General features: G+C 50.8%; 12 protein-coding genes. All 12 read left to right on the top strand.

Translation table 11 applies throughout. The annotated features are described in order from the left end of the window. Positions 1–6: 6 nt before the first annotated feature. The 12 genes from DXC51_RS03005 (at position 7) to DXC51_RS02950 (ending at position 19,091) form a co-directional block, all read left to right on the top strand. Positions 7–708, top strand: a complete 702-nt coding sequence (locus DXC51_RS03005; protein ID WP_025489881.1) for an acyltransferase — start codon at positions 7–9, stop codon at positions 706–708. 30 nt (positions 709–738) lie between these two features. Next, positions 739–1,680 carry an acyltransferase family protein gene (locus tag DXC51_RS03000; RefSeq protein WP_181970019.1) on the top strand — a complete coding sequence of 314 codons (942 nt, stop codon included), beginning with the start codon at positions 739–741 and terminating at the stop codon, positions 1,678–1,680. A 543-nt stretch (positions 1,681–2,223) separates the two neighbouring features. After that, positions 2,224–3,972, top strand: coding sequence for an extracellular solute-binding protein (locus tag DXC51_RS02995; RefSeq protein WP_117543670.1), 1,749 nt, complete (start codon positions 2,224–2,226; stop codon positions 3,970–3,972). 137 nt (positions 3,973–4,109) lie between these two features. Continuing rightward, a complete protein-coding gene (locus DXC51_RS02990; RefSeq protein WP_117543668.1) occupies positions 4,110–5,036 on the top strand; it encodes an ABC transporter permease in 927 nt (308 codons plus the stop codon). Positions 5,037–5,060: 24 nt separating this feature from the next. Next, complete coding sequence (locus DXC51_RS02985) at positions 5,061–5,978, top strand: carbohydrate ABC transporter permease (protein WP_330413795.1); 918 nt, start codon at positions 5,061–5,063, stop codon at positions 5,976–5,978. Between the two features lie 141 nt (positions 5,979–6,119). Next, positions 6,120–7,898, top strand: coding sequence for a sensor histidine kinase (locus tag DXC51_RS02980; RefSeq protein WP_117543666.1), 1,779 nt, complete (start codon positions 6,120–6,122; stop codon positions 7,896–7,898). Continuing rightward, positions 7,891–9,528 carry a response regulator transcription factor gene (locus DXC51_RS02975; protein WP_117543664.1) on the top strand — a complete coding sequence of 546 codons (1,638 nt, stop codon included), beginning with the start codon at positions 7,891–7,893 and terminating at the stop codon, positions 9,526–9,528. Before DXC51_RS02980 ends, DXC51_RS02975 begins: the two co-directional genes overlap by 8 nt. A 61-nt stretch (positions 9,529–9,589) precedes the next feature. After that, positions 9,590–11,464 (top strand): hypothetical protein, encoded by a 1,875-nt coding sequence (locus tag DXC51_RS02970; RefSeq protein ID WP_117543662.1) that lies wholly within the window; start codon positions 9,590–9,592, stop codon positions 11,462–11,464. Positions 11,465–11,494: 30 nt separating this feature from the next. Then, positions 11,495–13,411 (top strand): hypothetical protein, encoded by a 1,917-nt coding sequence (locus DXC51_RS02965; RefSeq protein WP_147332330.1) that lies wholly within the window; start codon positions 11,495–11,497, stop codon positions 13,409–13,411. A 79-nt stretch (positions 13,412–13,490) separates the two neighbouring features. Continuing rightward, a complete protein-coding gene (locus DXC51_RS02960; protein WP_117543658.1) occupies positions 13,491–14,864 on the top strand; it encodes a right-handed parallel beta-helix repeat-containing protein in 1,374 nt (457 codons plus the stop codon). A 213-nt stretch (positions 14,865–15,077) separates the two neighbouring features. Next, a complete protein-coding gene (locus DXC51_RS02955) occupies positions 15,078–15,917 on the top strand; it encodes a Uma2 family endonuclease (protein WP_117544012.1) in 840 nt (279 codons plus the stop codon). Positions 15,918–16,040: 123 nt separating this feature from the next. Beyond that, positions 16,041–19,091, top strand: a complete 3,051-nt coding sequence (locus DXC51_RS02950) for a fucose pyrophosphorylase domain-containing protein (RefSeq protein WP_181970018.1) — start codon at positions 16,041–16,043, stop codon at positions 19,089–19,091. The last annotated feature ends 61 nt before the right edge of the window (positions 19,092–19,152 follow it).

The raw sequence follows: 19,152 nt of genomic DNA, 5'->3' as shown, positions 1-19,152 counted from the left end.
TATACAATGGGGAATTTCATTTATTTTTTCAAACGTCTTAAGGCTGTTTCATTAGGTCATGGGAGCATTTTACGTACGATTCGTTATAATTTTAATTATTTACCATGGAAGTGCGCAATTGAGTTGCCTATGCTTGTCGGCCGTAACACAAAGATAAGTGGCCGCGGCCACATTGAAATCTCCTACCCTCGAAAAAGCAACCCGCATATCTATATAGGAGGCAAAGCTTTGCAATGGATGGACGAACGTGAAGCCACAGTCATTCGTGTGGATGGTTTATTAAGGATTAACGAGGAAATATATATCGGAAAAGGCTGCCGCTTTGAAATTGGTGAAGAGGGGGTGCTTGAATTGCAAAAAGGGACTAACTTTACCGGTCTTTCAACAGTTGTATGTAGAAATCGGATAACATTTGGAGAACGTGATTTGATTTCGTGGAATACATTATTTATGGATTCAGATGCACATACTATTGTCGGAGCTGACGGTAAGAAGAATCAAAGTAAATCCGTAACAATAGATGATCATGTATGGATAGGAGCAAAGAGCACGGTCTTGAAAGGAACCTACATTGGAAGAGATGTTGTGGTTGCAGCAGGTAGCATTGTCCATGGAAAATATAAACAGACATCATGTGTTATTGGAGGGAATCCGGCAGTCGTTATAAAGAACGAAATAACATGGGACATCGGTTGTCCTGACCGATAGAGTATAATTGAAATAGGTAGGGATAAAATAGTGGAAGAATACAAAAGTTTAAATACACTTAAGGGTGTTGCATGTATAACCGTTATATTATTGCATTGCAGTTTTCCTGGATTTCTTGGTCGGTTTATTGGTTATTTTATGCGTTTTCCTGTTCCAGTATTCTTTATGATTTCTGGATATTTCGCCTCAAACAGATCAAAACAATGGTATAGGGATAAAGCAAAATATATTTTTATATTGATATTAATATCGGAACTTCTTATGGGCACAGTAATCTTAACTGATGACTGGTTAACTAGTGGAGTTATATCGATAGCAGAATGGATTATGCAATTTGAATTTATCCACCATCCCATTAGAACAATCTTTTTGGGAACAATATTTAATGGTACATTGTGGTATCTTTATGCTGTTTTGTGGGTTTGGGTTATCTTCTCAGCCTGGGGCTATGATAATAGAAAAAAAGCAGCTTATTTTCTTATTCCACTTCTACTTACGATTGAAGTATATGGTCGTTTGTTTTGGCAAAGTGTATATGACATTAACGAGGTGATTTACATTTTCCGTTCATTTATTTTACAAGGTATTCCATTCATTATGATCGGAGGTATACTAAAAGAGCATGAGGATAAAATTTGTGGCATAAAAAAAGCTTCGCTCAAGTTTATGGCGATTATTATAATAGGATTTTTAATGGCATTTACTGAATACGTTATATACAAAACTTATTTAGATGTTTATTTGTCAACGATTATGATAAGTATCGGCTTGATGTGTCTTGCCGTTGTTAAGCGCGAGATGTATCTAAGTAAGATTATTCATCACATTGGCAAGGATCTATCTACCATCATATATTGTATACACTTACCAGTAATATATATAATAGACAGGAGTCCACTCCAAAAATGGGGGGGGGTATACTCTACCCGTTATTGCTGTTATTGTGATAATTCTTATATCCGAGTGTTTTAAACGGACAAGGAAATACATCTTTTGTACACATCTAAGGGAAAGATAATTATTTTATTTTTAATATATTCACAAATATGGCTTTGAAAAGAGGAAGGAGATGTGATGCTCGGTTTCAGAGCATCTTGCTAAAAATAATTGAAATGACTTTAATATAACAACTATTCAACCACACATCAATGATTCTGACAGGTTTTACGATGTCGGAATATTTAGGGAAAATAAGTCTAAAGGTATTAGATTTAAGAGATAATTCCATTTTGTTGACAGGAATAAATGTATTTCCATCCCTCCATCAAAGTTATAAGCCGGAAGCCTATTTGTAACGCATGTTGGTATGCTCAAAGACTTTAGAACCAAGTTCCGTTGTCCTCTCAAGCCTCATTCATATTGGCTTTGTTCGGTAATATTCGCTGAAAAATTGAGCAATTCACATTTCCACCACCCCAAAAGTCACAATAACACAACAAATATCAAAATATCACAATTGTCCCCTCCCCCTCCCACAATCTATAATAAACCCATCAAATAAAGGAGGGGACCCAAATGAAAAAGAAAAAACTACTAAGCATTCTTCTTTCCGCCGCCCTGGCATTTTCTCTTACCGCCTGCGGCAATTCCAACAATGAAGCCCAGACTTCAAACTCAGCTTCATCATCCACATCAACCCCAACAACAGCATCAAAAGACGCCTCATCATCCGATGCCGACGCCAGCACAGACACCGCAGAGGCTGATCCCTTCGGCAAATACGCCGACCCGCTGGAAATCCATTTCGTCCGCGCCACGGATGACACCATTGAGACAAACGTTCTCGCCAACCTGCCGGGCCAGACCCTGGAGGATAACTTCTGGCTTGATACCTATGAGGACGAGCTTGGCATCAAGATAGTCTATGACTGGATTGTAAAAGGCGACGACGAATTCAACCAGAAAATGAACGTATCCATGGCCAGCGAAGAGCTTCCTGATGTGATGTGCGTAACGGCGACACAGATGATGCAGCTCATCGACGCAGGCCTGGTGCAGGAAATGGGACCGGTTTTTGAGCAGTATGCCACCGATTTCACCAAAGAGGTTATGAACCAGGAGGGTGATTCCCCGTTCCTTGCAGGCCAGAAGGACGGCGTGCAGTACGGCCTGCCTGTAACCGGCGGAAGCGTGGACTCCGTTGACCTGATGTGGATCCGGACAGACTGGCTGGAGAAATTAAATCTTGAGGTCCCCACCACCATGGACGAAGTCCTTACCATGGTTGACCAGTTTGTAAATGCTGATTTTGACGGCAACGGCGCCAAGGATACCGTAGGTATCGGCGTGGCCGGAACCAGCATGCTGGGCGGCGGCTTCGGCGGTCTGAGAGGCTTTTTCAACGCTTATGGCGCATATCCGGGAATCTGGGTGGAAAAGGACGGCCAGCTGGCCTACGGCGCAATCCAGCCGGAATGTAAAACAGCACTCGCAGCGCTTCATGATATGTATGAAAAGGGCTACATTGACACAGAATTCGGCGTTAAGGATTCCACCAAGGCAGGAGAGGCTGCAGCAGCCGGAAAATGTGGTTTTACCTTCGGACAGCAGTGGCTTTCCCTCACTCCCTTCCAGTCCTGTAAGGACAACGATCCGGACAGCCAGTGGTCCGCATATCCGCTTCCTTCCGCAACGGGCGAACCGGCTGTTGCACAGGCGGATCTGGGCACCAACAGATGGATCGCCGTAAACAAAAATTTTGAACATCCGGAAGCAGTTGTAAAAATGATAAATCTCTTTATCGAGAAATGTTGGGGCGAGACCGGAGACAACGGTAAATATTATGCGCCGCCGGAAGCAGAAGGCGTATGGAAGCTTTCTCCTATCCAGTGCTCCATGCCTCATAAGAATCTGCAGGCCTACCTGGACATCGAAGCGGCCCGCCAGTCCGGCGATACCTCTTCCCTGACAGGAGAAGCGAAATCCATCCAGGATAAGCTGGACAGCTATTATTCCGGAAGCGATGAAGGCTTTGCTCTCTGGGGATGGGAAAGGATTTACGGGCCCGATCCCAGCTCTTATTCATCAATCAACGCCATGAGCGAGGATAACCGCATCATGATCAATAAATTTGTGGGAGCGCCCACCGAGACCATGACAGAAAAGCTTTCCACACTGGAAACCATGAGGGATGAGGTATACACCAAAATCATTATCGGCGAAGCTTCCATCGATGAATTCGATACCTTTGTTGAGGATTTCAACAAGCTGGGCGGAAGCGATATGACAGCAGAAGTAAATGAATGGTATTCCTCTGTAAAATAAGCGGAAAAGGTAACCTGTGACCTGTGACAGCCGGAGGCTTTGGGCATACAAACAAAACCTCCGGCTTTTCCGGTCCGTAAGTATAAAAATCTGTGCCGGCAGCGGCCCTCGCTACCGGCAGCATGGAGGACTGTTATATGGCAGCTGGCAGACAAAAACAAAAAAAGAAAAATGCGATCCGAAGGGAACTTCCCCTGCATCTCATGCTGGTTCCCGGAATTATTTTCACTGTTATATTTTGTTATATCCCAATGGCGGGCATGGTAATCGCCTTCCAGAAGTTCATTCCGGCCAAAGGCCTTTTCGGAGACCAGAAATGGATAGGCTTTGATAACTTTACATATCTGTTCAATATGCCGGGAGCAATGTCAGCCTTACGCAACACCGTTGTCATTGCTTTTTTTAAAATCGTTCTCGGCCTGATTGTGCCGATTACCGTTGCCATCCTTTTAAATGAAGTACGTTCCAATAAATTCAGGAAAACGGTGCAGACAGCCATATATCTTCCTTATTTCCTGTCCTGGGTCGTTCTCGGAGGCGTTATGATAGATATTCTTTCTCCCTCCCAGGGTATCCTGAATCAGGTCCTGAATTTCTTTGGAATAGATTCCATTTTCTTTCTGGGCAGCAATAAATGGTTTCAGCCCACTATCATCATGACGGATGTCTGGAAGGGCTTCGGCTTCGGTACGGTTGTTTATCTCGCCGCCATCACCGGAATTGATCTCAGCCTGTATGAGGCCGCGACGATGGACGGTGCGAACCGCTTCAAGAAAATGTGGCACGTGACACTGCCTGGCATACGGATGATCGTTGTGCTCATGTGTGTGCTTTCCCTGGGAAATGTACTGAACGCCGGGTTTGATCAGGTTCTGAACCTCTACAGCCCCCAGGTTTACGAGACCGGCGATATTATTGATACCTTTATATACCGCATCGGCCTGATTGACGCGCAATTCGGGCCGGCGACGGCAATGGGCGTGTTCAAGTCCGCCGTATCCTGTCTCTTCATTTCCGTATCCTACTATGTTGCATATAAATTTTTCGATTACCGGATCTTTTAACGTAAAAACGGAGGGGCAAGCCTTATGAAAATGAATACAAAAACACAAAAAAGCGGTGTGAAGGTCAGAGAATCCGTGGGTTCCCGTATTTTTACAATTATCAATACCCTGATTCTCGCCTTCCTGGCGCTGATCTGCATCCTTCCCCTGATCAATATCCTGGCGATTTCCCTCAGCTCCAATGCCGCGGCCACAGCCGGGCTGGTGAAGCTGCTGCCGGTGGATTTTACCCTGAAATCCTATGAATACGTGGCAAAAAGGGCGGCCTTCTGGAAATCCCTTGGGGTGACGGTGATCCGGTGCCTGCTGGGTGTATCGCTGAACGTCATCATGTGCGTCCTTGTAGCCTATCCGCTGTCCAAGGATAACCGCAAGCTGAAGCTGCGCACGGTATATACCTGGTTCTTTTTTATCACCATGCTGATCAATGCGGGACTTATCCCATGGTACATGACGATTAAGAGCGTGCATCTGCTGGGAACCATCTGGGCGCTGGTGCTTCCGGGAGCAGTGCCCGTATTCAGCGTGGTGCTGATGCTGAATTTTTTCCGGGCGATACCGGAGGAGCTGGAGGAGGCCGCTTTCATGGACGGAGCAGGCCACTGGAATATCATGGCCAGGATCTATGTGCCGCTGTCCAAGGCCAGTATTGCCACCATCTGCCTGTTCGTACTTGTTTATCACTGGAATTCCTGGTTTGACGGCATCATCCTCATGAACAAACCCACACAGTATCCCCTGCAGAGCTATCTGCAGACCATTATTATCCAGGGGGACACCTCCGTCAACAGCACCACGGACTGGCAGACAATGGCGCTGATCTCCGACAGAACCGTAAAATGCGCGCAGATTTTTCTGTCCACCCTGCCTATTGTGGCAGCTTATCCTTTTTTACAGAGATATTTTGTAAAAGGAATGGTTATGGGTTCTGTAAAAGGGTAGTAAAGCGAAGCACTCCGGATAGCCGGGCTGCTGCAGTAATGCAGCCGGCATTCGCTGGCTGTCTTCCGGAAAAATGCAAAATCACAGGCCGTTATGCTAAAATAGTGTTGGCCCGGCCATAATTACCGTTGGAAGAAGCAAGTGAAAAACGCTTCCGTCCTGCAGGACGGCCGGGCAGATTGGGGGAGGCAGATGTACCATTCCAGAACATTTCATAAAATGCTGATTTCCATTACACTGGTATGCCTTTGTTTCTATGGGATCGGACTGTTCAGCAATCAGTACAACAGGAATGTGCTGTCCCATCAGATCCAGGACACGTTGGATTCCAAGGTCCATTTCTGGGAGGAACAGCTTCAGCAGGAAACCGACAGCCTTCTGCTGACGCAAAGCAGCCTGACGAATGACGCCAGCCTTCTCAAGCTCCATGTGGCCTGGGACAGCCTGAGCAATTACCAGCGTTATGAAGCGGTGAAGCAGTTTTCCTACCGCCTGCTGAATGTAAAGGTACTCCACAGCATTGCCGCGTCCATCAAGACCTACTTCCCGGACAGGAAAATCGTAATCAGCGCCGACAGCCCCATCCTGGACAGCTATGAGGAGGACGATTACGGAGATTTCAGGCAGGCCTGTCTGAATGAGGACGGGAGCATCTGCCTGACCATCTTTTTCCCTTACAATATGAATCCGTCCAACCGGAAAATCCCCCATTTTTACATAAGAACCACCATCACGCCGAAAACGCTGCAGGGCAAACTGGAGGAAATGCTGGGAGAGGATGAGGGCAACGTTTTTTTGCTGAACCAGGACGGCACCGTACTGGCCGGTTCCGGGAAAAAGCTGGAGGAGGACATCGCTTCCGTTCCGGTTCTCGCTTTAGTTCAGGAGAAAATCCGCACAGCAGGAGAGGAAGAAAGCATTCACGCCTCCAGGGATGGTTTTGCTTCCGGCCGGCTGCTATTCCGCCTGGGAATCTGGCTGGTTTACTGTTATCCCAATCAGGTGGTGGAAAAGCCGCTCCGTTTTTTCCGGATCTTCAATGCGGCGCTGACCATTCTGGTAGTGGCTCTTCTGGGCGCTTATGCTTTTTATGCGGGAAAATCCTTTGCAAGACCTCTCGGCCGGATACTCCAGGCCATGGAGGATAAACAGGATAAGAATTCCTTCCTGATCCAGGAAAAAGGAAAGGACGAGCTGGCCATCATTTATGACAAATACAACCGGATGGTCCTCCGTACGGAAAGCCTGATCCGCGAAAACCTGGATTCCAAATATCGTGTGCACATCGCGCGGCTGAGGGCGCTGCAGTATCAGATCCAGCCCCATTTCCTGTACAACAGCATTTTCCTGATTTACCGCATGGCGCAGATGGATGAAAACGAGCCTATCGCCGATTATGCGGAGCATCTGGGAAAATATTATCAGTACATCACCAGGGTCAGCGACCGCAAGGTAAAAATCAGCCAGGAAATTGAGCATATCCGCAATTATCTCGCCATCCAGGAAACCAGGTTCGGCGGCCGGATCCGCGCTTTTCTGGGAGAGGTTCCGCCGGAGCTTGCGGATGCCAAACTCATGCCTCTCACATTGCAGCCTTTGGTTGAGAACGCCTATGAGCATGGTATGAAGAATCGTGTCAGAGACGGGGAGGTACACATCAAAATGCACTTTGAGGACAGTATTTTCTACTTTACGGTGGAGGATAACGGGCCGGGTATGACAGCGGAAGAGCTGGCCCGGGTGAAAAAACGTATGGAAGAGGGCCGGATCGAAGAAGAGGAAATACACGCCCTTTCCAATACCAATATCCGCCTGAAGCTCCACTATGGGGTAAACAGCGGTTTATATTTTGAGAACAGGCAGGAGGGAGGCTTCCGGGTAACTGCCAGAATACAGCTTACGGAAGAAAAATATGTATAATTTACTGATTGTGGACGATGAACCTTTGATTTTAGAAGGACTCTGTCGTATGATAGAGAGGGCTTATGGAAACCGGTTTCTTATTTATCAGTCGGACTGCGCCGAAGGGGCGCTGGAAATCTTCCAGAACAGCCGTGTGGATCTTTTGATGAGCGATATCCGTATGCCTGGCATGGACGGCCTGGAGATGGTGGAAATCGTGGAAAAGGAATGGCCTGACTGCCTCACCATTTTCCTTACGGGACACAGTGAGTTCGAATATGCGAGACAGGCCGTGGGCAGCCGGACGATCGACTATGTCCTCAAGCTGGACGGTGACGAAGCTCTGCGCCGGGCAATCGACAAAGCTTATGACCGTCTGGAGAAGGAACAGGAAGAAAAAAGCCGGCTGCTGAAGCTGAACGCTTCCTGGCAGGAGGCCGCGCCTCTTTTGCGAAGGGAGTGCTTCCGCCGGATGGTAACCACCGTCCGGTGGGAGGAAACGGACAAAGCACAGCTTTATGCGAAGCTTCAGGCAGCAGGTATTTCCTTTGATCTGCAGTCCGGTTTTCTTACCGCGCTTATCTGTATGGAGCCTGAATGGGATGCTTCGGTAACCGGACAGATACAGAGTATTATCCTGGGAAATATAAAGGGAGCCTTTCGGGCCGGAGCTGCTTACGTTTCAGAACACATTATGCTGCTTCTTGCCCAGTCGGAGGACAACCGGCCGCTTCGGCTGAAGGGTTTTCTGGAAATTGCCCTGAGCATGTGTGAGAGGGTGGAGCTGATTCCTCCCGCGGTCTATCTGTATGAAAAGGAAACCGGGCTTGAAGGTTTGTCCGAGGTTTTCTCCATACTGAGCAGTAAACGCTTTGAAATGGAGGAGGGCGGCGGCATCCTTCTGTGCGGCAAAAAGGATGCCCTGTCTTCCTATACCTGGCGCAGGGAAGGCCCTGTCATGGGCGCCTTCAACGTTGAGAAGCTTTCGGACAGCCTGGTTTACGGTAAAGAAGGCGATTTTATGGCAGTGCTTGCCAAAATAAAGGCTGGTATGCCTGCCTCCGGTCCTGCGGCGGAGATCACAATATATACAACGCTGGCCTCCCTGCTGCTTCAGGCCATCCTTAATTATTTGCCCAGGGAAAGCAGCCTGCTGACCCAAATCAGTCTGGAAAAGCTGGCGAATTACAATACTCACCACGGATTTCGGGACGCCTGCTATTATCTGGAAACCGTGGCGGAAAAATATTTCCGCAGCCGTCAGGAGATACATACGGACACGGACAACTATATCGTCCATAAGGTCAACACCTATATTCTGGAGCACCTTTCCGAGGATCTCTCCATGACCCGGATTGGAGAAATCGCAGGCCTGCATCCTGCCTATTTATCCAGACTGTATAAAAAGGTGACGGATAACTCCCTGGGCCAGTATATCACCGCACAAAGGCTGAATGCGGCAAAAACGCTTCTGCAGGATCCCACCATCCGTATTCAGAGCATCGCTGAAAGGGTAGGCCTGAATACGGCATCCTATTTCACCCATTTTTTCAAAAAAAGCATGGGTATGTCTCCCCAGGAGTACCGCATGAAGCTTCTGGGACAGGAAAAAGACGGGGTATCAGGCACAGACGGGGAAAGAACGTAATTATGCAGCAGTAAAAACAGAACTGCTGCATGGCTGCCAAGAAAAGAGGAGGAAGAACGAAATGCTTCATATTGTTGAGGAAGGGAAAAAACACATATTCCGGCGGCAGGACGGCCCTGATGGGGCTAGGCCGCTCTTTTGCATTGAAACGCCGGAAAACGCAGAGGACAGCTTTCATATATCGGAGGACGGCACCCTTATCACCTGGACCAGGCGCACAAAGGAGCCTGTGGATCACATGATAATGGAAGCCGCCGCCTGTTTTGAGCCGGAACACACCCTGGTGCCCGCCATTTCCTATGACGGCAATCCCTGGGGAAAGGATCATGAATATAAGGGGCTGGAAAAGGACGGCGTTCCCTATACCTACGCCTGGCACCGCTGCGCTGTTCCCGGGGCGGCCTGTTCCTGGAACCAAAAGGACGGCCTGGCACTTTTCGGCAGCGGCCGCTGCTCCGGCAGTATATTTCTGAAGGATCAGCGACCGGTTTACCGGGTGATCTGGCCGGAAACGGAGGAACCCCAGGTACTCTATGCAGACGACTGGGCGGAGGCATACCGCGGACATATGGAGCCGACAGACACCTTTACCGCCTACCTGTGCCCCGGCGCCGGCATTGAAGCGGAAAGGAACATGCTGCATCATGCCTGGGAACAGAACTATGTAAGCAAAAAACCGGTCAGGGCGGCAGAAGAGGTCTGGAACCTGAGCACGGCTTATGCAAAACTGCTGTATACCCAAGAGGAAGATGGTTTCCAGGCCTTCAGCATCGGATTCAGCTGGGATGGGAAGAAATGGAGCAAGCGGCCGGATTTCAAATATGAAATCGGCTGGTGCGGCCAGAACGCTTCCCTGGCAGTATCCCTGCTGTATGACTGCCAGCGCAGGAAGTCCTCCGGCGCCGAAACGAAGGACTGGGAAGAATCCCTGCAGATTGCGGTGTCCGTACTGGACAGCTGGGTGGAAAAAGCGCGCAGTAAGGACGGTTTTCTCCTGACCCGCTATGATCCACAGGACAGCCTGATAGACGCCTGTAATCTGGGCACCTACGGCGTACAGTTGTTTGAAGCTTACGATCAGGCCAGGCTGCTGGGGCTTGAAAAAAAGGCCTGGCTGGATGCGGCCTTTGAGATCTGTGATTTTGCCATGAACCGGCAGCGGCTGGACGGCGGAATCGGAATGAGCTGGAACCGGGACGGCTCTGCCCATGAGCTGAACGGAACGGCGGGCGCCTTCCTCATTCTTCCCCTGGCACAGGCCTTCCTGCGCACAGGAGAGGACCGGTACAATATCGCTGCTGTCCGCGCTTATTCCTATTATTACAGGGAATTCCATAATACCGGCTACGGCACCAGCGGCGCCCTGGATACCTGCTGCATTGACAAGGAATCCGTCATTCCCCTGCTCAAAGGCGGCATCCTGATGTACCGCGCCACCGGTTTTGACTCCAATCTGCAGATGGCGGAGGAAGCGGCCTGGTATCTGTCCACCTGGCAGTGGCACCACAGCGTGGATTACCCGGAGGATTCCGTACTCGGCATGATGCATTATGATACCTTCGGTGGTACGGCGGTTTCCACCTCCCATCTCCATATTGATGATTTTGCTCTCTGCTATATTCCTGAGCTGCTGGAGCTGTCGGAGCTGACCGGAAACAAGGAGTGGAAGGAACGCGCCCTGGCTGTCTGGAGGAACGGGGTGCAGGGGATTTCGGACGGGACGCTGCAGATTATGGATAAAGCGCCCAGGCCTGCCGGAAGCTGTGACGAAGCCTATCTCCATACACGCTGGGGTGCTTTGCGCAGAAACAAGGACGGCGGCTGGGGAGGTATTTTCAGCGTTTCCCAATGGCTGGTTGCCTGGCCCTGCGCCTTCCGCCTGGAGGTGCTGCGCAAATGCGATAACTGGAACCTGCTGAACGGGCTGCTGCAGTAACCAGCCCCGGAACGCGCAGAAAGGAGATAAATGATGATTACGATAATAAAAAAAGGCCCGGACACCTGTTTTTTCAGTGATGGAATCCAACTGGCCAGGGCGGTCGGTAAAGAAGGCTGGCTGGATAGCTTTGAAGAGAAGGCGCCCGGCGTATACCGCTGGATCCGCCGCCTTCCGGCCTCCGAGGCGGGGAATAAAGGGACGGCAAAAATGCGGATGGAGCTGCGGGCCTCCTATCTTCCGGACTTCACCATGGTTCCGGGCGTAAATTATGACGGAAACGGCTGGGGAACCTTCTGTGAGTATACCTCTGACCGCTATCACGGCGTTCCCTGGACTTATGGCTGGCACCGTTCCTCCGTAGCCGCCATGACCTATTCGGAAAAAACGCTTGCCGGCCGTACCGTAAGCGTTGCCCTGTTCGGAGAAGAGGAGGGCGGCAACAGCTGCCAGCTGTATTCGGACCGGGAGGAAGAGGTGCACAGCCTCGTCTGGCCGGAGACAGAAGCGCCCAGAACGCTTTTTCTCTATCGCTTTGGCCCGGCCTGGCAGGGGGAGGAAAAGGAAATGGACAGCTTTACCGCCTGGATCGTCCTGGAGGAGGATGCTGTTCCCAGGTCCGGCTACCGCAAGGCGCTGGATGCCGCCTGGGAACAAAATGACAGGAAGCGGGACTGCCCTTATCCGCCGGAACGGATCTGGGAGCTGGGAATCGCTTATGCCAAACAGCTGTATACCAAAGAGCCTGACGGCTTCTGCGGCATTAACATCGGCCTTGCCTGGGAAAACGGCGGCTGGGAAAAACGCAAATACAACAAATACGAAATCGGCTGGTGCGGCCAGAATGCCATGTTTGCCAATGCACTTTTGTGCGAAGCCCTCCGGACCGGCGATAAGGAAGCAGAAGCCATGGGCTTTTCCGTGCTTGACAGCTGGCTGGAAATGGCGAGGGTCCCGGCCGGCGTGACAGGCAGCTATTATGATCCGGGACAGGTCAGATATCTGGAGGCCTGTGATCTGGGAACCGCAGGTCTGGCCTATTTTGAAGCCTGCGATCTTACGGAAAAACTGAGCGGCCGTATTTTATGCGGTGAAGGGAAGAAAGCGCAACAGACGGACTCCGCCGATCCGGCACGTATCCGGCAAAAGGCCGCCCGCTATTATGAGGCCGCGCTGGAAATCTGTGACTTTGCGGTCAGGATGCAGGGAGAGGACGGCAGCTTCGCCAAATGCTGGCACGCAGATGGCAGAACCGCCATCAAAGACGGCACCGTGGGAGCCTTTCTCGTCATGCCTCTGATCGAAGGCTACCGCAGAACCGGAAAGGAAAGTTATAAGGAGGCGGCGGTGAAAGGCCTTCGCCGTTACCTGAAGGAGCTGAAGGAATACGGCTATACCACAGCCGGCGCCCTTGATATTTTTTCCATTGATAAGGAATCCGGTATCCCGTTGCTGAAGGGGGCAATGGCGCTTTATGAGCTTACCGGAGAGAAGGAATGGCTGGACGGCGCCCTGGACAGCGCCTGGTATCTGTCCACCTGGCAGTATACCCATACCTGCCATTTCGGCCCGGAATCGGTGCTTGGCCAGACCGGCTATGATTCATTCGGAGGCACTCTGGTATCCACAGTGCACGAAGGCATCGATCCCTTTGCGCTGTGCTATATCCCGGAGCTGTATCAGCTCTTTAAGGCTACCGGACAGGAACGGTGGCTGAAGCGCGCCAGGGCTGTCTGGAGAAACGGCTGTCAGCATATTTCCGACGGCAGCCTGGTCATTGACGGCAGGCTGCGCCCGGAGGGAAGCCAGGATGAAAGCTATACGGTAACAAGACAGGGCAAACGGGGCATTGCCTCCGGGTGGCTGGTAGCCTGGCCCGGTTCCTTCCGCATGGAGGCGCTGCGCAGGCTGAAAAATGAAAAGGACGCGGCTTCCCTGTGGAGCTGATGCAGGAAGGCCGCAGCAAAACCTGCAAACATAAAAGGGAGAAAAATAAAAGGGAGAAAAATGAAAGGGAGAAAACAGTATGACAGCAACAGAGCAGGGAAGAATTTTTTATGTGGATGACTGTGCCGGAAACGATTCGTTCTCTGGCCTGTCGGAAAAAGAAGCCTGGCTGAGCCTGGAACGGGTGAACGCGGAGGTTTTCCGTTCCGGAGACACCATCCGGCTGAAAAAAGGGGGAGAATGGCATGGTATGCTCGCTCCCAAAGGCAGCGGCGCACCTTATGCGCCGGTAATCCTGGAAAGCTTCGGGGAAGGCGCCATGCCGGCTATCCACGGCGACGGCAGCTATGCAGCCATCCTGCTGGAGGGTGTAAGCTTCTGGATCGTCCGCGGCATCCGGGTGACCAATCGGGCGCAGGAGAGAGCGGTAAGGCAGGGAATCTGTATTTGCGCCAGCCCCCTTGGCATCACCAGGGACATTGTTGTGGAGGGCTGCGAAATCAGCGACGTCACCGGGGAAAATCGGAGAAACAGGGACGTTTATCAGAGCATGTACTGGAATTCTGGGATCTATGTCACCATACCGGGACGTTCCTGTAACGAAAACCGCCTTCATAATATAGTCATCGCAAACAACTATATCCACGATGTCCTCACAAGCGGCATCCGTGTGAACCAGCAGGAGGATTTTATCAATGACATCCACCACACTCACGTTGTGGTACGAGGCAACCGCATCGAACGGATCGGAAGCGACAGCATTATCGTTGCCAACTGTATTTCTCCCCTGATAGACGGGAATACCTGCATAGATGCCGGAGCGCTGGGCAGCCTGGAGGATACCCGTCTCATTGCAGGGATCTGGGTCTGCGCAACCTCCAATGCGCTGATTCAGAGAAATGAAGTGGCAGGAACCAGCCTGTTTGAAAATGACGGGACAGCCTTTGATACGGACTGGGGAACCGCAGGCGATACGGTGTTCCAATACAACTATACCCATGGAAATAAAGGCGGCTTCTGGCTGGACTGCATGGGCATCAACCGGAACCGGGACTGCGGCCGGACCATCCTGCGGTATAATATCAGCATCAATGATGAACGCTGCCTGGTGCAGGACGACTATGGCCTGCCCGCGGAAATTTATGGGAACCTGTTCCTGAATACCAAGGAAGGCCCCGCGATCTGCTGCCACAAGGAAGGGGAGTCCCATCATTTCACCGAAAACATATTTCATTTTGTAAAAAGCCCCCGCGACGGCTGGCAGAAATCCTCTTTCCATAAAAACTGGTACAGCGGCGGCACAGAGCTGCCCGGACAGGACAGCCAGGCCATGACGGATCTGCCTTTTTCTCTGGAGGAGCTTACAGAGCATGTTCCCGAATCCAGGGAAGCCTGCGGCGGATACTGGGACCGTCTTGCAGCGCTCGTGGAAACAAAGGCTTCTGTTAATTAAGGAAGAAATCACACTGCCTGTAATGCAGGTATATATCATGGTACAGCTTAACATCAGACTGCTCACTGGCTGGGCAGTCTGATGTTATTGTGTAAAAAAATGCAGAAAATCATCTCGCTGCGATAATGGATATCTTATCAGAAAATGGATAAAACGGTTGAATAACGGTTTTATTTATGATATTATTTGGATATCAGGAAGGGGATGATTGTGATGACGATAGAAGAGATGCAGGAACGTAAGAGGGAGTTGGGGTATTCTTATGAGAAGCTGGCAGAGATTTCAGGCATTCCTTTGGGAACCGTGCAGAAAATTCTGGGCGGTATCACGAAGACTCCGCGTTATGAAACACGAAGAGCCCTGGAAACGGCGCTTGCAGGTAATTTGCCCGCGGAAGACGGGAAAGAGGGATCCTGTGGCATTTATCCCGGCGGCCCTTCGGGAACCTCTGTTGTACAGGAAACCGCCGCGGCCTATGGCGGGAAGAAGCGGGGAGAGTATACGCTGGAAGACTACTATAAGATACCGGAAGAACACAGGGTGGAGCTGATTGACGGCGTTATTTATGATATGGCTTCCCCAACCAGTATACATCAGCTTTGGGGAGGAGAGGTTTACCGTGAACTGGCGAATTATATCCGGCAGAACCAGGGAAGCTGTATTCCTCTGATTTCACCGCTGGATGTACAGCTTGACTGCGATGACCGCACAATGGTGGAACCGGATGTTCTGGTAGTTTGTGATCGGAACAAGCTGAAAAAGGGTATCATTTATGGAGCGCCGGATTTTATCGCAGAGATTCTTTCTCCATCCACCAGACGCAGGGACATGAGCCTGAAGCTTGCGAAGTATACCGCGGCCGGCGTACGGGAATACTGGCTTGTCGATCCGGATAAGAAAAAGGTTATTGTTTATGATCTGGAACATAATGAACTGCCCTCCATTTATACTTTTGAGGATAAAGTTTCAGTTTGCATTTTTGACAGGAAATGCATCATCGATTTTTCAAAAATTTATGAGAACATCCGATTCCTGTACGAAAGCGAACAATAACAAAGAATGAAAAGAGATATGGACAGCTTCTTGATTTCTTCTTCATAAATAGATAAAATAGAAAAAGCAGGGGAGGGAAGCTGCGATTTCCTCCCCTTGCAAAAACGAATGGGGGACAAGCCATTGAATTATAAGAAAATGAAAAACCTCTTCCTCAGGCAATCCTATCTGGATTCCTGGGAGGATTATGAAAACAGCCTGAGGAAGCCCAGCTTTATCAAATGGGACTATCTGATTCTGACCGCATCCAACGAGGAACAGGCGCGTACATACAGAGAACAGATTGATTACAGGCTGGCACAGGGACTGCTTCCCGCGGGCACCCATTATGCGGTGCTTCCCGATCCGGACGGCAAACGGGTAGGCTCCGGCGGCGCAACCTTTAATGTTCTCAGATATATTGCAGAGCAGGAGCCGTCGGCCGATCCTGCCGGTTTATTCAAGGGCCGCCGGATTCTCGTCATCCATTCCGGCGGAGACAGCAAGAGAGTGCCCCAGTACTCTGCCTGCGGGAAGCTGTTTTCCCCGGTTCCAAGGCAGCTGCCCAACGGATATGCCTCCACGCTGTTTGATGAGTTTGTAATAGGTATGTCCGGCGTGCCTTCCCGGATTCCGGAAGGAATGCTTGTGCTTTCAGGGGATGTGCTTCTTTTGTTTAACCCGCTGCAGATCGATTTCAATTATCACGGCGCTGCCGCAATCTCCATGAAGGAGCATGTGCAGACAGGAAAAGAGCACGGTGTTTTCCTCAATGACGGCAATGATTATGTGGGCCAGTTCCTTCACAAGCAGAGTGAAGAACGCCTTCGTGAGCTGGGCGCCGTCAACAGCCAGGACAACGTGGATCTGGATACCGGGGCGGTCATAATGGACACGGATTTGCTTCAGTCCCTCTTTGGCCTGATCAGCACGGACGGAAGGACGGATGAACAGAAATTCTCCGAATTCGTCAACGAAGAGGCAAGAATCAGCTTTTACGGCGATTTCCTCTATCCGCTGGCCCGTTCCGCCACCTTGGAACAATATTACAGGGAAGCGGCGGAGGGAACGATCAATGAGCGGCTCCTTGGCTGCCGTGCCAAAATATGGGAGGCGCTGTCCCCGTTTTCCATGAAGCTCATATGCCTTTCTCCTGCGGAATTCATCCATTTCGGGACTACAACAGAGCTGCGCAGGCTGGTAACGGCGGATGTGGAGGACTATGAATTCCTGGACTGGAAAAAGCAGGTTTCCACCACAGCCCCGGAAAACTCGGCCTATGCCGCCCACAACAGCTATGTGGGAAAACGCGCCCGCATCGCCTGCGGCGCTTATCTGGAAGACAGCTACGTGCTGGATGAAAGTGTGGTAGGCAAAGGAAGCGTAATTTCCAACGTAAAGCTTCGCAATGTAACGGTTCCTGAGAATGTGGTGCTGCACGGGCTGAAGCTTCTTGACGGCAGGTATGTGGTGCGTATCTACGGCGTGGAGGACAATCCCAAGGGAACGCTGGAAAAAGACGCCTGCTTCCTGGGGACAACACTGTCAGCCTTCCTTTCAGACAACGGCCTGACGCCCGAAGCGCTGTGGAAGGATGGAGAGCATTATCTCTGGTTTGCCGCCCTTTACCCTGCGGCTGATACGATGGAGGAAGCGATCCGTTCTGCCCTTCTTGTAAAAAAAATGGCGGAGCATTCCGCTTCCCCGGAAGAGATAGAAGCCTGGAAAAATAAGGAGCGCATGAGCCTGTATTCCAGCTTTAACGGAGCGGATGTCCTTGCCATCAGCAAATGGCAGCATGAGCTGGAAAGCCGGATCCTTGCCAGCAAATTCGTATGGGCCATTGAGGCAGGCACCTATTATAAAGAAGCACTGCAGGTATTCGGAGCCCATGGCATCAGCCAGGATATCTATGAAATGCTGCTGGAGGATGCCGGGAAAGCCGGATTTTCCCTGAAAATCCGTATCTATTACGCTCTGGCACAGTACATGAAGGAAAACCGGATCACCTTCGGTCAGACAGGCTATGATGCCCTGGAAGCCATGTGCTTCGGAACCATCCAAAGGACGATTTATGACAATGCGGCGGCCAAGCTGCCCTCCAGCCAGGATTACCGGATAGCGAAGGATGAGGTGACGGTGGAACTGCCTGTCCGCGTCAACTGGGGCGGCGGCTGGACCGATACTCCTCCTCACTGCAACGAATGCGGCGGTGTTGTGTTGAATGCCGCTCTGAAGCTGAACGGCATTTACCCCATTCAGATCCAGGTAAAGAAGCTTAAGGAACTGCATGTGGAATTTGCAAGCACGGATATCGGCGCCGCAGGCAGCGTGGAAACCGTGGAAGAAATCCAGGACTGCCATAATCCTTACGACTCCTTTGCCCTGCACAAGGCGGCGCTGATTGCCTGCGGCATCATTCCCTTAAGCGGCGGGAACCTTCAGGAAATCTGCAGCCGGCTGGGCGGCGGCATCAGCCTTTCCACCCGGGTTGTTGGAATCCCTCAGGGCTCCGGGCTTGGCACCAGTAGCATCCTTTCCGGCGCCTGCGTGAAGGGACTGTTTGAATTTTTGGGAAGAGAAGCTTCGGAGGAGGAGATTTACGATATCGTCCTGAATATGGAACAGATCATGAGCACCGGCGGCGGCTGGCAGGATCAGGTCGGCGGCCTGACCCCCGGCATTAAATTTATTTCCACCATGTCCGGTATCGATCAGAAAATACGCGTGGAAAAGGTGGAAATCCCGGAAGCAACGAGACAGGAGCTCCAGGAGCGTTTTGCCCTCGTATATACCGGCCAGCGGCGGCTGGCCCGCAACCTGCTCCGTGATGTGGTGGGCGGTTATCTGGGAGGCCGGCCGGAATCCATCGATGCCCTGGAAAAAATGCAGAGCCTTGCCGTTCTCATGAAATTTGCGCTGGAACGCGGGAATATGGAGGCTTTTACCGATCTGCTCAATCAGCATTGGGAGCTGTCCAAGCAGTTGGATGCAGGATCAACCAATACCTGCATCGAACAGATTTTCATGGCTTGTGAGGATATGATCGACGCCCGTTTTATCGCGGGAGCCGGCGGCGGCGGATTCCTGCAGATGATCCTGAAAAAAGGGATTACAAAGGAGATGCTGAAAGCCCGCCTGCACGAGATTTTCCAGGAGAGCGGCGTGGATGTCTGGGACAGCACTTTTGTATAAACAGCGAAAATCCGGTTTTTACAGACAAAAAGTGACATTTCAGGGCATAGCCGTTGAACCT

Source organism: Eisenbergiella massiliensis (assembly GCF_003435485.1).
The sequence above is the reverse complement of the archived record's forward strand: the minus strand, read 5'-3'. Positions and strand labels throughout refer to the sequence as shown.